Here is a 15,659-nt window from a genome sequence, read left to right as displayed (position 1 = left end):
CTGAGGGAGGCGCTTCGTGCTCGATCCGATCGTTGAATTTTTCACCCGTGTGTTTCACTGGATCGGCCGGGGCATCGGGCTCGTGATCGCCTGGATCTTGTGGCCGTTCATGGCGGTCGGGCGCTGGTACACGCGCCGCGGCTGGATCGTGCGCGGCTCCGTTGGTCTCGCGCTGCTCGTGATCGTGGGTTTCTACGGATACTTCTTCTGGCAGACGCAGGTCTGGACCGGCTTCAATCCGGACTATGTGGAAGAGTACAAGCTGGAGGAGCGCAGCGTTTCCGCCGGCGAGCAGACCGCTGCCACACAGGGCGGCGAGACGCGCACCTGCGGACGCTCGGCCATTGTCGACGTGACGGCGGATCTGACCGATTTCAACGTCAATGAGAATGCATGGATTTCCTCCATGCTGCTCTACAAGCTCGGCTTTTTCTTCGCGCTCGACTGGGATGACACGCCCTTCTTCGACAACAAGGCGTCGTTCCAGCGCGGCATCAACCAGGCGGCCCGCCGCAGCGCCATCGAACTGGTGGATGCGCTTGGGCGTGTGCGCGGCACGTCGCAGATCGACCGTGATCTGCAGAATGCGCGCGGTGCGCTGACCTTCGATGAGGAAACCTGGTATTTCGGCCTGAGCCCGTTTGGTCCTAAGACGCCGACGCCCAGCTTCTACCGGTCCGCCATCCGCGACCTGCGCAAGTTCAACGACCGGCTTGAAAGCTGCGAGGCGGTTTTTGACGCCCGCGCCGACAATCTGATCCAGTTTCTCGACCGCATCGCCAGCGATCTGGGGTCGACCTCGGACCTGCTGCGCCAGCGTTCGGAGAACTACAATTCTGGCTGGTTCGACACGCGTGCGGATGACCGCTTCTGGTTCGCCTATGGCCAGCTCTATGCCTATTACGGCCTCCTGACGGCAGCGGGCGCGGACTTCGAGGACGTTATCAAGCAGCGTTCGCTCGGCTCGCTCTGGGACACGACGGAAGAGCAGTTCCGCGCGGCGCTCAACGTGCAGCCCTTCATCATTTCCAATGGGCGTGAGGATGGGTGGATCATGCCCACGCATCTGGCCACGATGGGCTTCTACATCCTGCGGGTGCGCTCCAACCTGGTTGAACTGCGCCTCGTTCTCGACCGCTAATCCGGTTCGCCACTGTGTGGCAGGCGCGGCTTTTCGCGCGCCTGTCGTTTCACCACCACTGTCGAACGCAGCCTGTCGCATTTCACGCATTGTGCGCCTCTTTTGCGACGGTGGACGTTTTCAATTCGCGGCTTTATGCCAATCGGCAAACGTTGCGGACCATCGGGAGAGGGAATCATCGTCATGGCCGAAATGAAATCCGACATCGAAATCGCCCGGGCGGCGAAGAAAAAGCCGATCCAGGAGATCGGTGCGCGGCTGGACATTCCCTCCGAGCATCTTCTGCCCTACGGCCATGACAAGGCAAAGGTTTCGGCCGAGTTCATTGCAGAGACCCGCAACAACACGGGCGGCAAGCTGATCCTCGTTACGGCGATCAATCCGACGCCGGCTGGCGAAGGCAAGACCACGACGACGGCGGGGCTTGGCGATGGACTGAACCGCATCGGCAAGAAGGCGGCGATCTGCATTCGCGAAGCCTCGCTCGGCCCGTGCTTCGGCGTGAAGGGCGGGGCCGCCGGCGGCGGCTATGCCCAGGTGGTGCCGATGGAGGACATGAACCTTCATTTCACCGGCGATTTTCACGCCATCACCTCGGCTCACAACCTGCTCTCGGCGCTGATCGACAACCACATCTATTGGGGCAATGCCGAAGAGATCGACACGCGCCGTGTGACCTGGCGGCGTGTGATGGACATGAACGACCGGGCGCTGCGTGAGATCGTCTGCTCGCTGGGCGGCGTGGCAAACGGCTTTCCGCGCGAGGCGGGCTTTGACATCACCGTGGCCTCCGAGGTCATGGCCATTCTGTGCCTTGCGACCGATCTGAAAGATCTGGAAAAGCGTCTGGGTGACATCATCGTCGGCTACCGCCGCGACAAGAGCCCGGTCTTTGCGCGCGACATCAAGGCCGATGGCGCGATGACGGTGCTGTTAAAGGACGCGCTGCAGCCCAATCTGGTGCAGACGCTGGAGAATAATCCCGCCTTCGTTCATGGCGGCCCCTTCGCCAACATTGCCCATGGCTGCAACTCGGTAATGGCGACCACGACGGCGCTCAAGATCGCCGATTATGTGGTGACCGAAGCCGGGTTCGGTGCGGATCTGGGCGCGGAGAAGTTCTTCGATATCAAGTGCCGCAAGGCGGGCTTGAAGCCGGCTGCTGCCGTCATCGTTGCGACCGTGCGGGCGCTCAAGATGAATGGCGGTGTGAAGAAGGAAGATCTGGGCGCGGAGAATGTCGAGGCGGTGAAGGCCGGTTGCGCCAATCTCGGACGCCATATCGAGAATGTGAAGCAGTTCGGCGTGCCGGCCATTGTCGCCATCAACCATTTCCACACCGATACGGATGCCGAGATCGAGGCGGTGAAGGCCTATGTGGCCGAGCAGGGCGAAGAGGCCATTCTGTGCCGGCACTGGGCGGAAGGCTCCGCCGGCATTGAGGAGCTGGCGCACAAGGTGGTGGCGCTGGCCGAGAGCGGCGTCTCGCAGTTTGCCCCGCTTTATGCCGACGAGATGTCGCTGTTCGAGAAGATCGAAACGGTGGTGAAGCGCATCTATCGCGGGTCCGAGGCGGTTGCCGACAAATCCGTGCGCAACCAGCTCAAGCAGTGGGAAGAGCAGGGCTATGGCCATCTTCCCGTCTGCATGGCGAAGACGCAGTATTCCTTCTCCACCGACCCAAATCTGCGTGGCGCGCCCACGGGGCATGTGGTGCCGATCCGCGAGGTGCGGCTTTCCGCCGGCGCCGGTTTCGTGGTGGCGATCTGCGGTGAGATCATGACCATGCCGGGCCTGCCCAAAGTGCCGTCATCTGAGCATATTTTCCTCAACGATGACGGGCAGATCGAAGGACTTTCCTGATAAGTTGAGTCGGAAAGCAGGAGGCGGGCCGCAAGCCCGCCTTTTTGTTGGCCGGTACTGGCGTGGTGCTTTCGCCGGTCGGGCGCGAGCGGCAGGCTGTGTTGGTGGTGCTCGGGGGGCGCAGGCTGGTGCGCGCTGGCCCGGCTCATCGCAGGGAGATGCCGGATTGTCCACTGCATCTGATGCCGGGCCTGCGCCTCCGGACCTGCGACACCGGATTTGCGCCCCTGGGCCTGAGACCCCGGATTTGCGATGCCGGACTGTGCAATAACGTGTTTCCTAAAAAGCTCTGTGCCGTATAAAAATTAAGTTCAATTGAGCTTGAATTTGGAAGCCGGCCTGTGAGAGCTTCTTAGCTGGAGCTGGAGCTGGAGCTGGAGCTGGAGCTGGAGCTGGAGCTGGAGCTGGAGCTGGAGCTGGAGCTGGAGCTGGAGCTGGAGCTGGAGCTGGAGCTGGAGCTGGAGCTGGAGCTGGAGCTGGAGCTGGAGCTGGAGCTGGAGCTGGAGCTGGAGCTGGAGCTGGAGCTGGAGCTGGAGCTGGAGCTGAAGCTGGAGGAGACCGTCATGGCATCGATGCTCACCATCAATCAGGTATCGCGGCGCAGTGGCGTCGCGGCTTCCGCGCTGCGCTATTACGAAGAGCGGGGGCTGATCGTCTCCGAACGCGCAGGCTCCGGGCACCGGCGTTATCAGCGCGCTGTGCTGCGCCGCGTGGCCTTCATCGTCTTTGCGCAGCGGGTGGGGCTCTCGCTCGATGAGATCCGCGCCGAACTCGACAAGCTGCCCACCGATCATGTGCCCAAGGGCGATGACTGGGCGCGTCTTTCTGAAAGCTGGACTGAACGCATTGACGAGCGCATTGCAGAGATGGAGCGGCTGAAGCGCGGGCTCACCGAATGCATCTCCTGCGGCTGCCTATCACTGGAGACATGCGCGCTCACGAACCCGGCCGACCGGGCGAGCCGGTCGGGGCCGGGGCCGCGATACTGGGTGGGAAGCAGGGGATAGGTCCTGCGTTGGAGCATCTCCGCTTTTCGGGGACTTGCGTTAGGCTTCCGGCATGCGCCTTGCGCCGGCGCGCATGGCCGCGGGGAGCCATCTGGAAAAGCCCTTGCCCAGCGTCTGATCGCGCTGGACGAAGTCGGGGTGGCTCTCGTAGATGTCTGCAAGACCAGCATAGGCGGTCGGCGTGCAGGGCCTGTTCCACATGTCTGAAACCCACGCCCGCTGCCCCTTGAGCGCGGTGTCGAGAGCGCGTGCCTCGGGAACCGTGCTGTTCTGCATTGCCTTGACGAGGCTGGCTTCGATCCCGGCCAGATCCCGCATACGTGTTGCTATCTGCCGGTCATCGATCTTGCTTCCCGATGAATCCCTTGCAGCGCCGTCAGGCCGTCGAAATGGGGATCGTCGAGAATGGCGCCGATCTTTTCGAGCGGCAGTCCAAGCGCGCGGTAAAGGAGGATGTGCTGCGGGCGCAGCAGCTCCTCCTCACCGTAATGGCGATAGCGGTTTTCGCCGACGCACGCGGGGACAAGAAGGCCGATCTCGTCATAATGGTGAAGCGCCCGCACCGAGATGCCGGCAAGCCTCGCCAGTTCACTGACGGTCCATTCTCTCATCACACGCGCCTCCGCAGGACAGGAGGGACAATCCCTCACGCTGTGTGAGGGTCAAGCGGCGCTCGGACCGGGATCGTCATCACCGCCCGGTGCGATGAATGTGGGTTGCGCCATCGCCGGCGCTTCTGCGCTGTGAACGAGCCGCAGGGCAGGCCGTGGCTGCGATGAAGCGCCCATCTTTCGCCGTGCGGACTCGGGCTGATAGACCACCTCTTCCAGCGTGATGCGGTCGGGCGTGTCCGCGCCTTCGTGGGGCAGGACGAGCGTATCGCCCGCTGAAAGGCCGAGTAGGGCCAGACCGCGCAGGGTGGTGAGGGGCAGCGTCAGGCCGACAAAGCCCTGCAGCTCCTCGTGGCTGATGATGCGGGACTGCGGTGCTTCGCCGTTGATGCGGTAGCGCACGCGGCTGTTGAGCGTGGTCACATTCGCCGGCACGTCTTCGCGAAAGATGACCGTTGCCCCGTCAAGCTTGGCGCGCAGAAGCGTGGCATAGGCTTCGCTGAACCTGTGCCTGCGCTCCTGCAGGAATTCGAGGATGGTGAAATCCTTGGTGGTGAGGATGCAACCCTGTCTGGTCCACATGGCGATCTCCAACGCGGTTCCCGCGCTTCGTGACGGGAGACCGCGAACAAACAAACCCGCGCGGCCTCACTGCGGCTGCGCAGACTGAATATCGGTCGAGCGGCCCCCCTGCGCCGAAAGGCTGTGGCGCAGGGGCTAGGCTCCCGTCAGGAGATGTCCCGTGAAGAAACGGTGATGTGGACCAGTCATTTTTCCAACCAGGGGTCGCCAACTCGGGGCTGGTGGCTCAGGCGGTTTTTTCTTCCTGCGTCACGCGCACAACGGTCAGCTTGTGGGTCTGGCCGGTGCGTGCGGACCAGTTGATCGACTGGCCTTCCTTGAGGCCGATAAGCGCGGTGCCCACCGGCGTGGTGATGGAGATGCGGCCCTTCTCGATGTCGGCATCGCCGGGATAGACCAGCGTCACGGTCTTTTCGGGGCCTTCGTCGGCTGTGTAGACGACGGTGGAACCCATGCGCACGACGGTGGCGGCGAGCGATCCGTCGCGCACGACGCGCGCCCGGTCGAGTTCGGCCATCATGGTTTCCGACACCTCGGGATTGCGATCTTCCAGCGCTTCGGCGAGGCCGGTGAGGCGATCATAGTCGGTCTGGGAAATCGTGATGCTCGGCTTGCGCCCTGTCTTCTGCTGCATTGGCTTGTCCATGCGAATAGTGCGGTCACGCAACTCCTGTGCGTGCCGGTCAGGCTTCGACTGTAGTTCGAATTTTTAAGTGATGCGCCCTGAGTTTCGTTCCGCCGTTCAAACTCGATCTATCGATCGGAAGACGGAAACGCGCCCCTCGGTTCGGAGGCGCACAGCACCGAACCGGGGGTCAATATCCCGCAATGGGACATACCCGGAAAAGAACGGAGATGTGCTTTCGGTTCGTGCTCATGTGCTAAACGTGGTGCGCAGATGGGGCGATGTCAAGGCAGTTTCGGTAAATGCATCATGCGGTGACATGTTATGCCCGGTCTTGCATGTTGCGCCTGTTTCGCTTCCGCAGGGCGGCAAAGCGAAAGCCCTCGGGCATTGCCGCGCGCACCATGATCATTTCGCCGATGGTTTCATGGGTGATGAGGCCTGCAAGCCTTTCATGACTGTCCAGAACGGCCACGGCGGGGGCCTGTGTTTCCTGCATCAGGCGCACGCCCTCGGTCAGGCTCTGCTGTTTGTGGATGGTGGGAAGGCCGGCCCGCATGGCGCTTGCGGCTGGGGCGTCCGGCCCCGCATCCCGCAGCACGCGGATCATGTCGTTACGGGTGATCAGCCCTTCCAGATGGCCCTGTGCATCCACCACGGGGAACTCGTTCTGTGTGGTGGCGAGCAGAAGGTCGATGGCTTCGCCGATGCTTGCCGAACGGCTCAGCGTGGCGAATTTCGTGACCATCACGTCGCCCGCCAGAACGCTGTTGGCCACGCTCTTGATCTGGGCGTTCTGGGCCTCTGCAGAGGCCGCGAGATAGACGAAGATGGCGATAAAGATGAGGAGCGGGTTGTAGAGCAGTCCCAGAAAACCGAACAGGAAGGCAAGCCCCTGTCCGATATTGGCGGCGATCTGTGTCGCTTTGGCCCAGCTCAGCCGGGTTGCCAGAAGCGCGCGCAGCACGCGGCCACCATCCATGGGGAAGGCGGGAATGAGGTTGAACAGGACGAGAAAGATGTTCACGCCGGCCAGCCGTACGAGAAAATCGGCGCGCGGATCTTCCACCTGAAGCATCTGCTCGATGCCGGCGGTGCCGCCAAGCGCAAAGATGATGAGCGCGGCGATGACCACATTCACCATCGGGCCGGCGATGGCGATCACGAGCTCCTGCCTTGGCTCTTCCGGCATGCGCTCCAGCCGCGCCAGCCCGCCAATGGGCAGAAGCGTGATGTCCGGTGTCTTGATGCCGTAATGGCGCGCGGCAAGCGCATGACCGAATTCGTGCAGGACCACGCAGGCGAACACCGCGACGATGAAGGCGACGCCTTCCCATGCGGCTGCCGTTCCACCGATCTGGTAGTGCATGAACCAGATCCAGACCAGCAGCAGGAAGAAGGTGACATGCACCCTGAGCACTGTGCCACCGATTTTTCCGATGTTGAAAGACCAGCCCATGAACGTCGCTCCAGTTGGCAACAACCGTATATACCTTATTTAGGTGACAATCATCGTGTTGGCATCGGGCATCGTGTTGGCATCCGGCATCGTGTTGGCATCGAGCCATTGCAGGATCATCTGTTTGAGAGAGTTGAGTGGGTATGACGGTTGAGACGGAAGGCTTCATTCAGCGGGTTTCGCGCAGGCGCAGGGCACTGGCTCCGGCGCTGCTCCTTCTGGTTCTGACGGTCGGTTCCTTTGTGTTTCTCGCCATCGCCGATGAAGTGGCCGAGGGCGAGATAAAGGCGTTCGATGAGCGGGTGCTGCTTTCGATGCGCACTGCCGCGGATCCGGGCGATCCAATCGGGCCGCCATGGCTTGAGGAGACCGCTCTGGAGATCACCGCCATTGGCGGCTATCCGGTCATCATCATTTCGCTTCTTGTGGTGACGGGGCTTCTGGTGGTGACGCGGCGCTATGGCGCGGCGTTCTACGCCCTCTTTTCCGTGGGCTCCGGGGCGCTCGTCTCTTACCTGCTCAAGCACTATTACGAGCGGCCGCGACCTGACATCGTGGAGCATCTGGATGTGATCCACACGGCAAGTTTTCCGAGCGGTCACGCCACGGTCACCACGGTGGCCTATCTGACGCTTGCGGCCCTCGTTATCCGCTTCTTCCCCGACTGGCGCGTCAGGCTCTATGTGCTGGCGGTTGCGGTGTTCGTTTCATTCATCGTCGGCGTTAGCCGCGTCTATCTTGGCGTTCACTGGCCAAGCGACGTTGCGGCGGGCTGGGCGCTTGGTGCTGCCTGGGCGAGCTTCACCTGGCTCTGCCTCAGCCTGCTGGCGGTTTATCGCGGCAAAAGGCTTGCGAATGGCGCGGGAAACCAGTTGCGCGAGAGCCCGGCGGACGCTATGGAAAAGCCATGACAACGATTTCTTGCGCAAATCTCTGGTGGTGGGTTCGCTAACAGCGGCCAACCGTGCAGTGTGCGCGTAAAGAAAGACCATGGCCGCAGGTGAAAACCGGGCGGCCATTTTTGTCTGCGCTTCCCGGCGATGCCTGAAAAAGGGAGCATATGATGAGCCTGGAAGTTCTGGAAAATGGCGCCGAGCGTTTTGCGACGGCGGGCGGCGTCACCATCACGCGAAGCCGTGTGGAGACCGCCTATGCGGGCGCCATCGATGCCTATATCGATGCGCTGGACGAGCGCCGTGGCGCGGTCTTTTCCTCGAATTACGAATATCCGGGCCGCTACACGCGCTGGGACACGGCCATCATCGACCCGCCGCTGGTGATCTCGGCGCGTGGGCGCGCGATGAAGATCGAGGCGCTGAACGCGCGCGGCAAGGCGCTGCTGCCGATCATCGCCGATGTGGTTGCCGCACTGGATACGGTGACGGTGCGCGAGCGTGACGAGACGCGCCTTGCCCTGACGGTGGCCGAGCCTGACCGCGTGTTTTCCGAAGAAGAGCGTTCGCGCGCGCCGACGGTTTTCACCGTCCTGCGGTCGGTCACCGCACTCTTCCATTCCGATCAGGATTCCAATCTCGGCCTTTATGGCGCGTTTGGCTATGATCTCGCCTTCCAGTTCGACCCGATCAAACAGACCCTGAACCGGCCGGAGAGCCAGCGCGACCTGGTGCTTTACCTGCCGGACGAAATTCTCGTGGTCGACCATCATGCGGCAAAAGCCTGGCATGATCGCTACGACTATGCGGGCGAAGGGTTTTCGACTGAAGGCCTGCCGCGTGAGGGCGCGTGCGAGACATTCAAACCAGCGGCGGAAGCGCCGCCGCGTGGCGATCACACGCCCGGCGAATATGCGCGTCTTGTCGGGAAGGCCAAGCACAGCTTCCATCGCGGCGACCTCTTCGAGGTGGTGCCCGGCCAGATGTTCATGGAGCGCGTCGAGCGCCGTCCTTCAGAGATTTCGCGCCGGCTGAAGCAGATCAACCCGTCGCCCTATTCCTTCTTCATCAATCTGGGGGAGCAGGAATTTCTGATCGGCGCATCGCCGGAGATGTTTGTTCGGGTCAATGGCCGGCGGGTCGAGACCTGCCCGATCTCCGGCACCATCAAGCGTGGCGATGACGCCATTGCCGATGCCGAACAGATCATCAAGCTTCTGAACTCCAAGAAGGACGAGTCCGAGCTGACCATGTGTTCGGATGTCGACCGCAACGACAAGAGCCGCGTCTGCGAGCCGGGTTCGGTGCGTGTCATCGGTCGCCGTCAGATCGAGATGTATTCGCGCCTCATCCACACGGTCGATCACATTGAGGGCAGGCTGCGCGAGGGCATGGATGCGTTCGATGCGTTTCTGAGCCATGCCTGGGCCGTGACCGTGACCGGCGCGCCGAAACTGTGGGCGATGCGCTTCATCGAGGAAAACGAGAAGAGCCCGCGCGCCTGGTATGGCGGGGCCATCGGCATGGTGCATTTCAATGGCGACATGAACACCGGCCTGACGCTGCGCACGATCCGCATCAAGGACGGCGTGGCGGAAGTGCGGGCAGGGGCCACGCTTCTGTTCGATTCCGATCCGCAGGAGGAAGAGGCCGAAACGGAACTCAAGGCGTCGGCCATGCTGTCGGCGATCCGCGATGCCGGGAAGACCAATATGGAAAACGAGATGCGCACGACCGCCCGTGTTGGTGAGGGCGTGAAGATCCTGCTTGTCGATCACGAGGACTCCTTCGTGCATACGCTTGCCAACTATTTCCGCCAGACGGGCGCGGATGTGGTGACGGTGCGCTCGCCCGTTGCCGATGATGTGTTCGACCGGGTGGAGCCGGAACTGGTCGTGCTCTCGCCGGGGCCGGGACGTCCGGAAGATTTCAACTGTAGCGCCACCATTGCCAAATGCCGTGCGCGCGGGCTGCCGGTCTTTGGCGTCTGTCTTGGCCTGCAGGCACTGGTGGAAGCCTATGGCGGCGAGCTGCGGCAGCTAGCCGAACCGATGCATGGCAAGCCTTCGCGCATCCGCGTCAGCGGCAACAGCCTGGTCTTCTCGGGCCTGCCTGCGGAAGTGACAGTCGGGCGTTATCACTCGATCTTTGCCGATCCGGCGCGTCTGCCAGCCAGCTTCACGATCACCGCCGAAACGGATGACGGTGTCGTGATGGGCATCGAACATGAGGATGAGCCGGTTGCAGCCGTGCAATTCCATCCCGAATCGATCATGACGCTCGGACAGAATGCCGGTATGCGCATGATCGAGAATGTGGTGGCGCATCTGCCGCGAAAGGCGCGGGTGAAAGCAGCCTGACACATTCGGCATGTAATGCCCTGTGAAGGTCCTGCCCGGTGGGGCAGGACGTCGATTGAAAGGAACCACCATGCCGTCCAACGGTGATCTTCAGCGTATTGCCCTGTGGTCCATCGTGGTGGCGTTCGGCATTTTCGGGCTGAAACTGTCGGCGTGGTGGCTGACCGATTCCGTGGCGCTGTTTTCCGACGCGATGGAATCGGTGGTCAATGTGGTGGCCTCCTTCGTCGCCTGGTATGCGCTGCGCATCGCGCACCGGCCCGCAGACGACAATCACCCCTTCGGCCACCACAAGGCGGAGTATTTCTCCGCCGTTCTCGAAGGCGTTCTGATCGTTGTTGCAGCGCTTTTGATCATCCACGAGGCATGGACCGCACTGTTTGCGCCGCGTGCGCTGGAAGCGCCGGTGGCCGGTCTTCTGGTGAATGCGCTGGCGGCGGTGGGCAACGGTCTCTGGGCGTGGCTCCTCATTTCGACCGGGCGCAAGGCCCGTTCGCCGGCCATGGTTGCCGATGGCAAACACCTTTGGACGGACGTCGTCACCTCGGCGGGTGTCATCTTCGGTCTGGTTCTGGCTGTCGTGACAGGCTGGCTATGGCTCGATCCGGTGATGGCGCTGATCGTTGCAGTCAACATTCTGTGGCACGGCTGGCATCTGGTGGGGGATTCCGTACAGGGGCTCATGGACGTGTCTGTCGAGCCCGAGGAACTGGCCGAAATTCACCGGGTCGTTGAAGAAAACAGTGTCGGTGCGCTCGAATTTCATGACCTGAAAACCCGCGAGGCAGGCCGCGCCCGCTTCATCGAGTTCCATCTCGTCGTGCCGTCCGACATGACGGTTGAAGTCGCGCACCACATTTGTGACCGCATCGAGGGCGCGCTTGAAAAATCGCAGCCTGGCGCTGAAGTCACCATCCATGTGGAGCCCGCGCACAAGGCGAAATTCGCCTGATCCCAAAAGGGTAAATGGGGCGGCCATCCGCGTGTCCGCGTCTGGCTCATTTCCCTGAGCCCGGCAATCCTGTATGCCGTGATGGCAAGAATTCAGGACGCATGGTTTGATGGACACCGCACCGCAGGCAACTTTCGAGGGCCCTCTTACCCGGCTGACGCCTGCTCTGCAGTGGCTCTTTCTGGTGTGCCTTACGGCGGTGTTTGCCGGCGTGATGCTCTATGGAACCATGCCGGCGGCGCTGCTCATCGGGCCGATGCTGGCGGCGGTGACCATGGGCGCGCTTGGCGCGGGCATTCGCGTTCCGGGGCTGGTTTTCGCCGCCGCGCAGACGCTGGTCGGGCTTCTGATCGGTGGTTCGCTGGAGCCGGCCATTCTCGCTTCCTTTGTCGATATCTGGCCGATCCTTCTGATTGCCGTCGTGGCGACGGTGGGGGCGAGCAGCTTTCTGGGTTTCATCGTCAGCCGCTGGAAGATCCTGCCCGGCACCACGGCGGTCTGGGGCTCCGCGCCCGGTGCGGCCACGGCGATGGTGCTGATGGCTGGCGCGTTTGGCGCGGATGCGCGGCTTGTGGCCTTCATGCAGTATCTCCGGGTGATCTTCGTCACCGTGGCTGCGGCCGTTATCGCCAGGCTGTGGGTGGACACGTCGGGCGTTGAGGTTCCCGCGACCGTGTGGTTCCCGTCCATCGACTTCAACGCCTTTGCCATCACGCTGGCAACCGCCATGGTGGGCGGGGCGTTCGGGCGATTGGTGCGCCTGCCTGCGCCGTTCTTTCTCGGTGGCATGCTGGCCGGTGCGGTGGTGCATCTGGGCGGCGGGCTGACGCTGGAGCTACCGCCATGGCTGATGGGGGGCGCTTACATGATGGTCGGCTGGACCATCGGCCTGAAATTCGACCGGGCGCTTCTGCGCACCGCTTTCAAGGCGCTGCCGCAGGTGGTGATATCGATCGTGGCGCTGATGGCCTTCTGCGGCGCGCTCGCCTGGTTCCTGCATGTGGAATGGGGCATTGACCCGCTGACAGCCTATCTGGCGACGAGCCCTGGCGGCATGGATTCGGTCGCCATCATCGCGGCTGCCGCTTCGCAGAACGTCAATCTGTCCTTCATCATGGCAGTGCAGATGGCGCGTTTTCTCTTTGTGCTTCTGGCCGGTCCGCCCATCAGCCGCATGGTGGCGCGCTGGGCCGGTGGCTAGGGCACCGCACCGTCAGGCAGCAATGGCCAGATGGGCCTGTGTCCAGAAATCCATATAGGTCCGGGGTGGCTCGGGCGATGTCATCATGTTCTGGCTAAAGAACACGCCCACCAGCCCGTTCTGCGGATCGGTATAGGCGGTGGTGCCGAACCCGCCATTCCAGCCGAAACTGCCCGGTGTGAGCCAGGGACGCGTTCTCCTTAGGCCGACGGACATGCCAAGCCCCCATCCTGCGCCGCCTTCATCCATGAACATTGTCGCGTGCGGGGCTGACTTCTGCTCGGGCGTCAGTTGATCGCGCGTCATTTCGGCCACCGTCTCGGCCTTCAGATAGCGTCTGCCGTCCAGCGTCCCGCCATGAAGCATCATGCGGCAGAAGGCGGCGTAATCATCCACCGTCGTCACCAGACCGCCTGCGCCGGAATCCATGGGCGGCGGATTGGTGAAGTCCACGCCCTGTTCCGGCCCGAAGACGATAAGCTCCGCTCCTCCAATGGTAAAATCCGGGCCATACTGGTTCGGCAGCCGGTCCTGCTTTTCTGCGGGGACATGAAAACCCGTGTCCTTCATGCCAAGCGGATCGAGCAGGCGCTCGCGCATGACAGCGCCGAGCCGCTGCCCCGTTGCACGTTCGATCAGGATGCCGGCCACATCGAGCCCGTTGTTGTAGAAGAAATCCTCGCCGGGGTGCGCTGCCAGCGGCAGGGCTCCCAGCTTCTCCATGTAGTCGTCGGACGACATTTTCGGCAGCACCCAACTCGGCGCGATGCCGGCTTCGCGCATGGCTTTCTGGATCGGATATGCGTCCGGAAACACCATGATCGCGCCAAGCCCGAAGGTCATGGTCAGGAGCTGGCGCAGCGTCACGGGGCCGTTTGCGGGAACCGTGTCATCCAGTGGTCCATCAAGGCGTTTCAGAACCCGGCGGTCGGCGAGTTCCGGCAAGAGGTTATCGACGGGACCATCGAGCGTCAGCACGCCATCCTCCACCAGCATCATCGCCAGCGCCGCCGTGACCGGCTTCGTGATCGAGGCAACGCGGAAGATCGTGTCGCGGGCCATGGGTGCGCCTTTGCCGTTCAGCGCAAACGTGCCGGCAGTGCCGACATGATCCACACCATCGTGATGGATCAGCCATGTCGCGCCGGCCATGCGGCCTTCGGCGACATACGCTTCCATGGTGTCTTTCAGCGTTTCCAGTGCCTTTGGGGAAAGCGTGTTCATGGCGGTCGCCCTGTTGCTGATGGCGGAAGAAAAGGCCAGTGCCGCACCACCGGTCATCAGCCGGCGGCGGGAAAGCGAGGGGACTTCGGTCATCCCGTCGTCTCCGCATCATATTCGTCGTGCAGCCGCCACCATTGATAGGGTGCCGTCTGGGAGATGCCTTCGGGCGCGTCTTGCCAGCTTTCCTGACGTCCGAGGGGTGTGAGGTCGAGAAATGTCCAGTTGCTGCCCAGCGCCTCGACACCGCGCCCGCTGGTGAAATAGGTGTGAAACACCGTGTCGCCTTCGTGGATGAAGACGTTGAGGCCGAAGCCGCCGGTAACGCCGAAATCCTCGTTGAAGGTGCTGTCCTCCACGGAATACCAGCGCTGCGGCCAGCCCATGCGCCTGCGAAAGGCTTCGATCTCGCCAACTGGAGCGCTGGAGACCAGCGCCAGTGTCGTGTCGCGGGCGTTCAGATGGGCGGCGTGGCCGAGATTGTCGACGAACATGCAGCAGCCGGCGCATGGCGAAGGATCAGCCGGCCTGAGCATGTGGTGATAGACGATCAGCTGGCGGCGTCCCTCGAACAGATCGTTGAGCGTCAGCGTGCCTTCCGGGCTTCTGAAGGCATAGTCTTTTTTGACCCGAACCCATGGCAGGCGACGCCGCTCGGCCGCCAGCGCATCATGGGCGCGGGTGAGCGCCTTTTCCTTTTCAAGCAGCACTGCGCGCGCTTTCTGCCAGTCTTCCCGGGATGCGATTTCTGGGGCGGTCATTGTGGTTTCCTCCTCGCTTCCTTGCATGTTCGAGCGCGGTATCGCGCTCGCGGTCAGGGATAAGACGCAGACGGGTTCCTCCGATCCGACATGCGGTGGCAGAAAATCCGGGGCGATTTTCCTCCGGGCCGCCATTCCCTGTCGATAGTCACAGACTGATTAAGTTTTGCAACTGGTTGCGAATGAGTCAACCCGGTGGCATCTTGCAATCAGATTCTGGAGGCGCAGATTGAACGAGACCCGGAAGACCGCCGCACCGCATCGCTCGGGCTGCCCCATCAACCTCACGCTTGAGGTGCTGGGTGACAAATGGAGCCTGATCGTGGTGCGCGACATGATGTTCGGCGACCGCCGCCATTTCCGCGAACTGCTGACCGGTTCGGAAGAGGGGATTGCCTCCAACATTCTCGCCGACAGGCTGCGCAGGCTTCTGGCGGAGGGCCTTGTCTCGAAGGCGGATGATCCGAGCCACAAGCAGAAGTCGATTTACAGCCTGACCGAGAAGGGCATCGAGCTGGTTCCGGTCTTCGCCATGATTGGCGCATGGGGCAGCAAATGGCTGCCGGTGAGCGAGGAGCTGTCGATCCGCGCGAAGCTTCTGGCGGAAGGCGGGCCATCGCTTTGGGATGCGTTCATGGAGGAATTGCGCGAGACGCACCTGGGCTTGGCTTCCGCGCAAAATGCCGGCGAACCGGGGGTGCGCATGCGTTTGCAGGCGGCTTATGAAAAGGTGCTGGCGCGCAAGGCGTCCACCGCACTTGCAAGCCGCGCCGGGGTCGTTTAATGAAGCTCCCATGATCACGCGTCAGACAGATATCTTGTCCAGTCGCGCCGCTTTCGTCGGCGAGACCGTTCGCGCGCTATTTTCCAGCCTCCTTCTTCTTGGCCTTATCGGCGATCGCCGGGTCCGTTGAAGGAGCGCCCGGCGATCGATGTCGCCGCCTGGCATCAGCTCTTTCTCCAAAACCGCGATTTGTTGTTGA

At 62.3% G+C, this 15,659-nt stretch carries 15 protein-coding genes; 8 read left to right on the top strand and 7 right to left on the bottom strand.

The annotated features are described in order from the left end of the window. Positions 1 to 16 precede the first annotated feature (16 nt). The 3 genes from DEJ54_RS18530 to soxR all read left to right on the top strand — a co-directional run bounded on the left by DEJ54_RS18530 (position 17) and on the right by soxR (position 4,011). Positions 17 to 1,141: a DUF2333 family protein gene (locus DEJ54_RS18530; RefSeq protein ID WP_113155860.1), complete on the top strand. Its 1,125-nt coding sequence runs from the start codon at positions 17 to 19 to the stop codon at positions 1,139 to 1,141. A gap of 183 nt (positions 1,142 to 1,324) precedes the next feature. Beyond that, complete coding sequence (locus DEJ54_RS18525; protein WP_113155859.1) at positions 1,325 to 3,004, top strand: formate--tetrahydrofolate ligase; 1,680 nt, start codon at positions 1,325 to 1,327, stop codon at positions 3,002 to 3,004. Between the two features lie 563 nt (positions 3,005 to 3,567). Next, on the top strand, positions 3,568 to 4,011 hold the full coding sequence (soxR, locus tag DEJ54_RS18515; protein WP_113155858.1) for a redox-sensitive transcriptional activator SoxR: 444 nt from the start codon (positions 3,568 to 3,570) through the stop codon (positions 4,009 to 4,011). Positions 4,012 to 4,050: 39 nt separating this feature from the next. Here soxR and DEJ54_RS18510 read toward each other — a convergent pair whose 3' ends face one another. From DEJ54_RS18510 to DEJ54_RS18490, 5 genes are all read right to left on the bottom strand, one after another. Further along, on the bottom strand, positions 4,051 to 4,329 hold the full coding sequence (locus DEJ54_RS18510; RefSeq protein WP_113155857.1) for a TipAS antibiotic-recognition domain-containing protein: 279 nt from the start codon (positions 4,327 to 4,329) through the stop codon (positions 4,051 to 4,053). Positions 4,330 to 4,337: 8 nt separating this feature from the next. Next, a complete protein-coding gene (locus DEJ54_RS18505; protein WP_113155856.1) occupies positions 4,338 to 4,622 on the bottom strand; it encodes a MerR family transcriptional regulator in 285 nt (94 codons plus the stop codon). Between the two features lie 51 nt (positions 4,623 to 4,673). Beyond that, complete coding sequence (locus tag DEJ54_RS18500) at positions 4,674 to 5,204, bottom strand: nucleoside-diphosphate kinase (RefSeq protein ID WP_113156396.1); 531 nt, start codon at positions 5,202 to 5,204, stop codon at positions 4,674 to 4,676. A 226-nt stretch (positions 5,205 to 5,430) separates the two neighbouring features. Next, the gene (gene rnk, locus DEJ54_RS18495) at positions 5,431 to 5,838 is read right to left on the bottom strand and encodes a nucleoside diphosphate kinase regulator (protein WP_113155855.1); all 408 of its coding nucleotides are present in this window, start codon (positions 5,836 to 5,838) and stop codon (positions 5,431 to 5,433) included. A 313-nt stretch (positions 5,839 to 6,151) separates the two neighbouring features. Next, complete coding sequence (locus tag DEJ54_RS18490) at positions 6,152 to 7,288, bottom strand: site-2 protease family protein (protein ID WP_113155854.1); 1,137 nt, start codon at positions 7,286 to 7,288, stop codon at positions 6,152 to 6,154. A gap of 143 nt (positions 7,289 to 7,431) precedes the next feature. On the opposite strand from DEJ54_RS18490, the gene DEJ54_RS18485 reads away from it, so the two are divergent. The 4 genes from DEJ54_RS18485 (at position 7,432) to DEJ54_RS18470 (ending at position 12,694) form a co-directional block, all read left to right on the top strand. Continuing rightward, complete coding sequence (locus DEJ54_RS18485; RefSeq protein ID WP_113155853.1) at positions 7,432 to 8,199, top strand: phosphatase PAP2 family protein; 768 nt, start codon at positions 7,432 to 7,434, stop codon at positions 8,197 to 8,199. Positions 8,200 to 8,351: 152 nt separating this feature from the next. Beyond that, a complete protein-coding gene (locus tag DEJ54_RS18480) occupies positions 8,352 to 10,541 on the top strand; it encodes an anthranilate synthase (RefSeq protein WP_113156395.1) in 2,190 nt (729 codons plus the stop codon). Positions 10,542 to 10,611: 70 nt separating this feature from the next. Beyond that, positions 10,612 to 11,493: a cation diffusion facilitator family transporter gene (locus DEJ54_RS18475; protein WP_113155852.1), complete on the top strand. Its 882-nt coding sequence runs from the start codon at positions 10,612 to 10,614 to the stop codon at positions 11,491 to 11,493. A 109-nt stretch (positions 11,494 to 11,602) separates the two neighbouring features. Continuing rightward, positions 11,603 to 12,694 (top strand): AbrB family transcriptional regulator, encoded by a 1,092-nt coding sequence (locus tag DEJ54_RS18470; protein WP_113155851.1) that lies wholly within the window; start codon positions 11,603 to 11,605, stop codon positions 12,692 to 12,694. Positions 12,695 to 12,706: 12 nt separating this feature from the next. Here DEJ54_RS18470 and DEJ54_RS18465 read toward each other — a convergent pair whose 3' ends face one another. Both DEJ54_RS18465 and DEJ54_RS18460 read right to left on the bottom strand, forming a co-directional pair. Next, complete coding sequence (locus tag DEJ54_RS18465) at positions 12,707 to 14,011, bottom strand: serine hydrolase (protein ID WP_113155850.1); 1,305 nt, start codon at positions 14,009 to 14,011, stop codon at positions 12,707 to 12,709. Next, positions 14,008 to 14,676, bottom strand: coding sequence for a DUF899 domain-containing protein (locus DEJ54_RS18460; RefSeq protein WP_113155849.1), 669 nt, complete (start codon positions 14,674 to 14,676; stop codon positions 14,008 to 14,010). Before DEJ54_RS18460 ends, DEJ54_RS18465 begins: the two co-directional genes overlap by 4 nt. Positions 14,677 to 14,905: 229 nt before the next feature. Between DEJ54_RS18460 and DEJ54_RS18455 the strand changes: the two genes are divergently transcribed. Further along, the gene (locus DEJ54_RS18455) at positions 14,906 to 15,460 is read left to right on the top strand and encodes a helix-turn-helix domain-containing protein (RefSeq protein WP_113155848.1); all 555 of its coding nucleotides are present in this window, start codon (positions 14,906 to 14,908) and stop codon (positions 15,458 to 15,460) included. The last annotated feature ends 199 nt before the right edge of the window (positions 15,461 to 15,659 follow it).

Origin of the sequence: Nitratireductor sp. OM-1 (genome assembly GCF_003296175.1) — a bacterium.
Taxonomy (GTDB): Bacteria; Pseudomonadota; Alphaproteobacteria; order Rhizobiales; family Rhizobiaceae; genus Nitratireductor; species Nitratireductor aquimarinus.
Note: the sequence above shows the minus strand (reverse complement) of the source record. Positions and strands in the feature narration are given on the sequence as shown.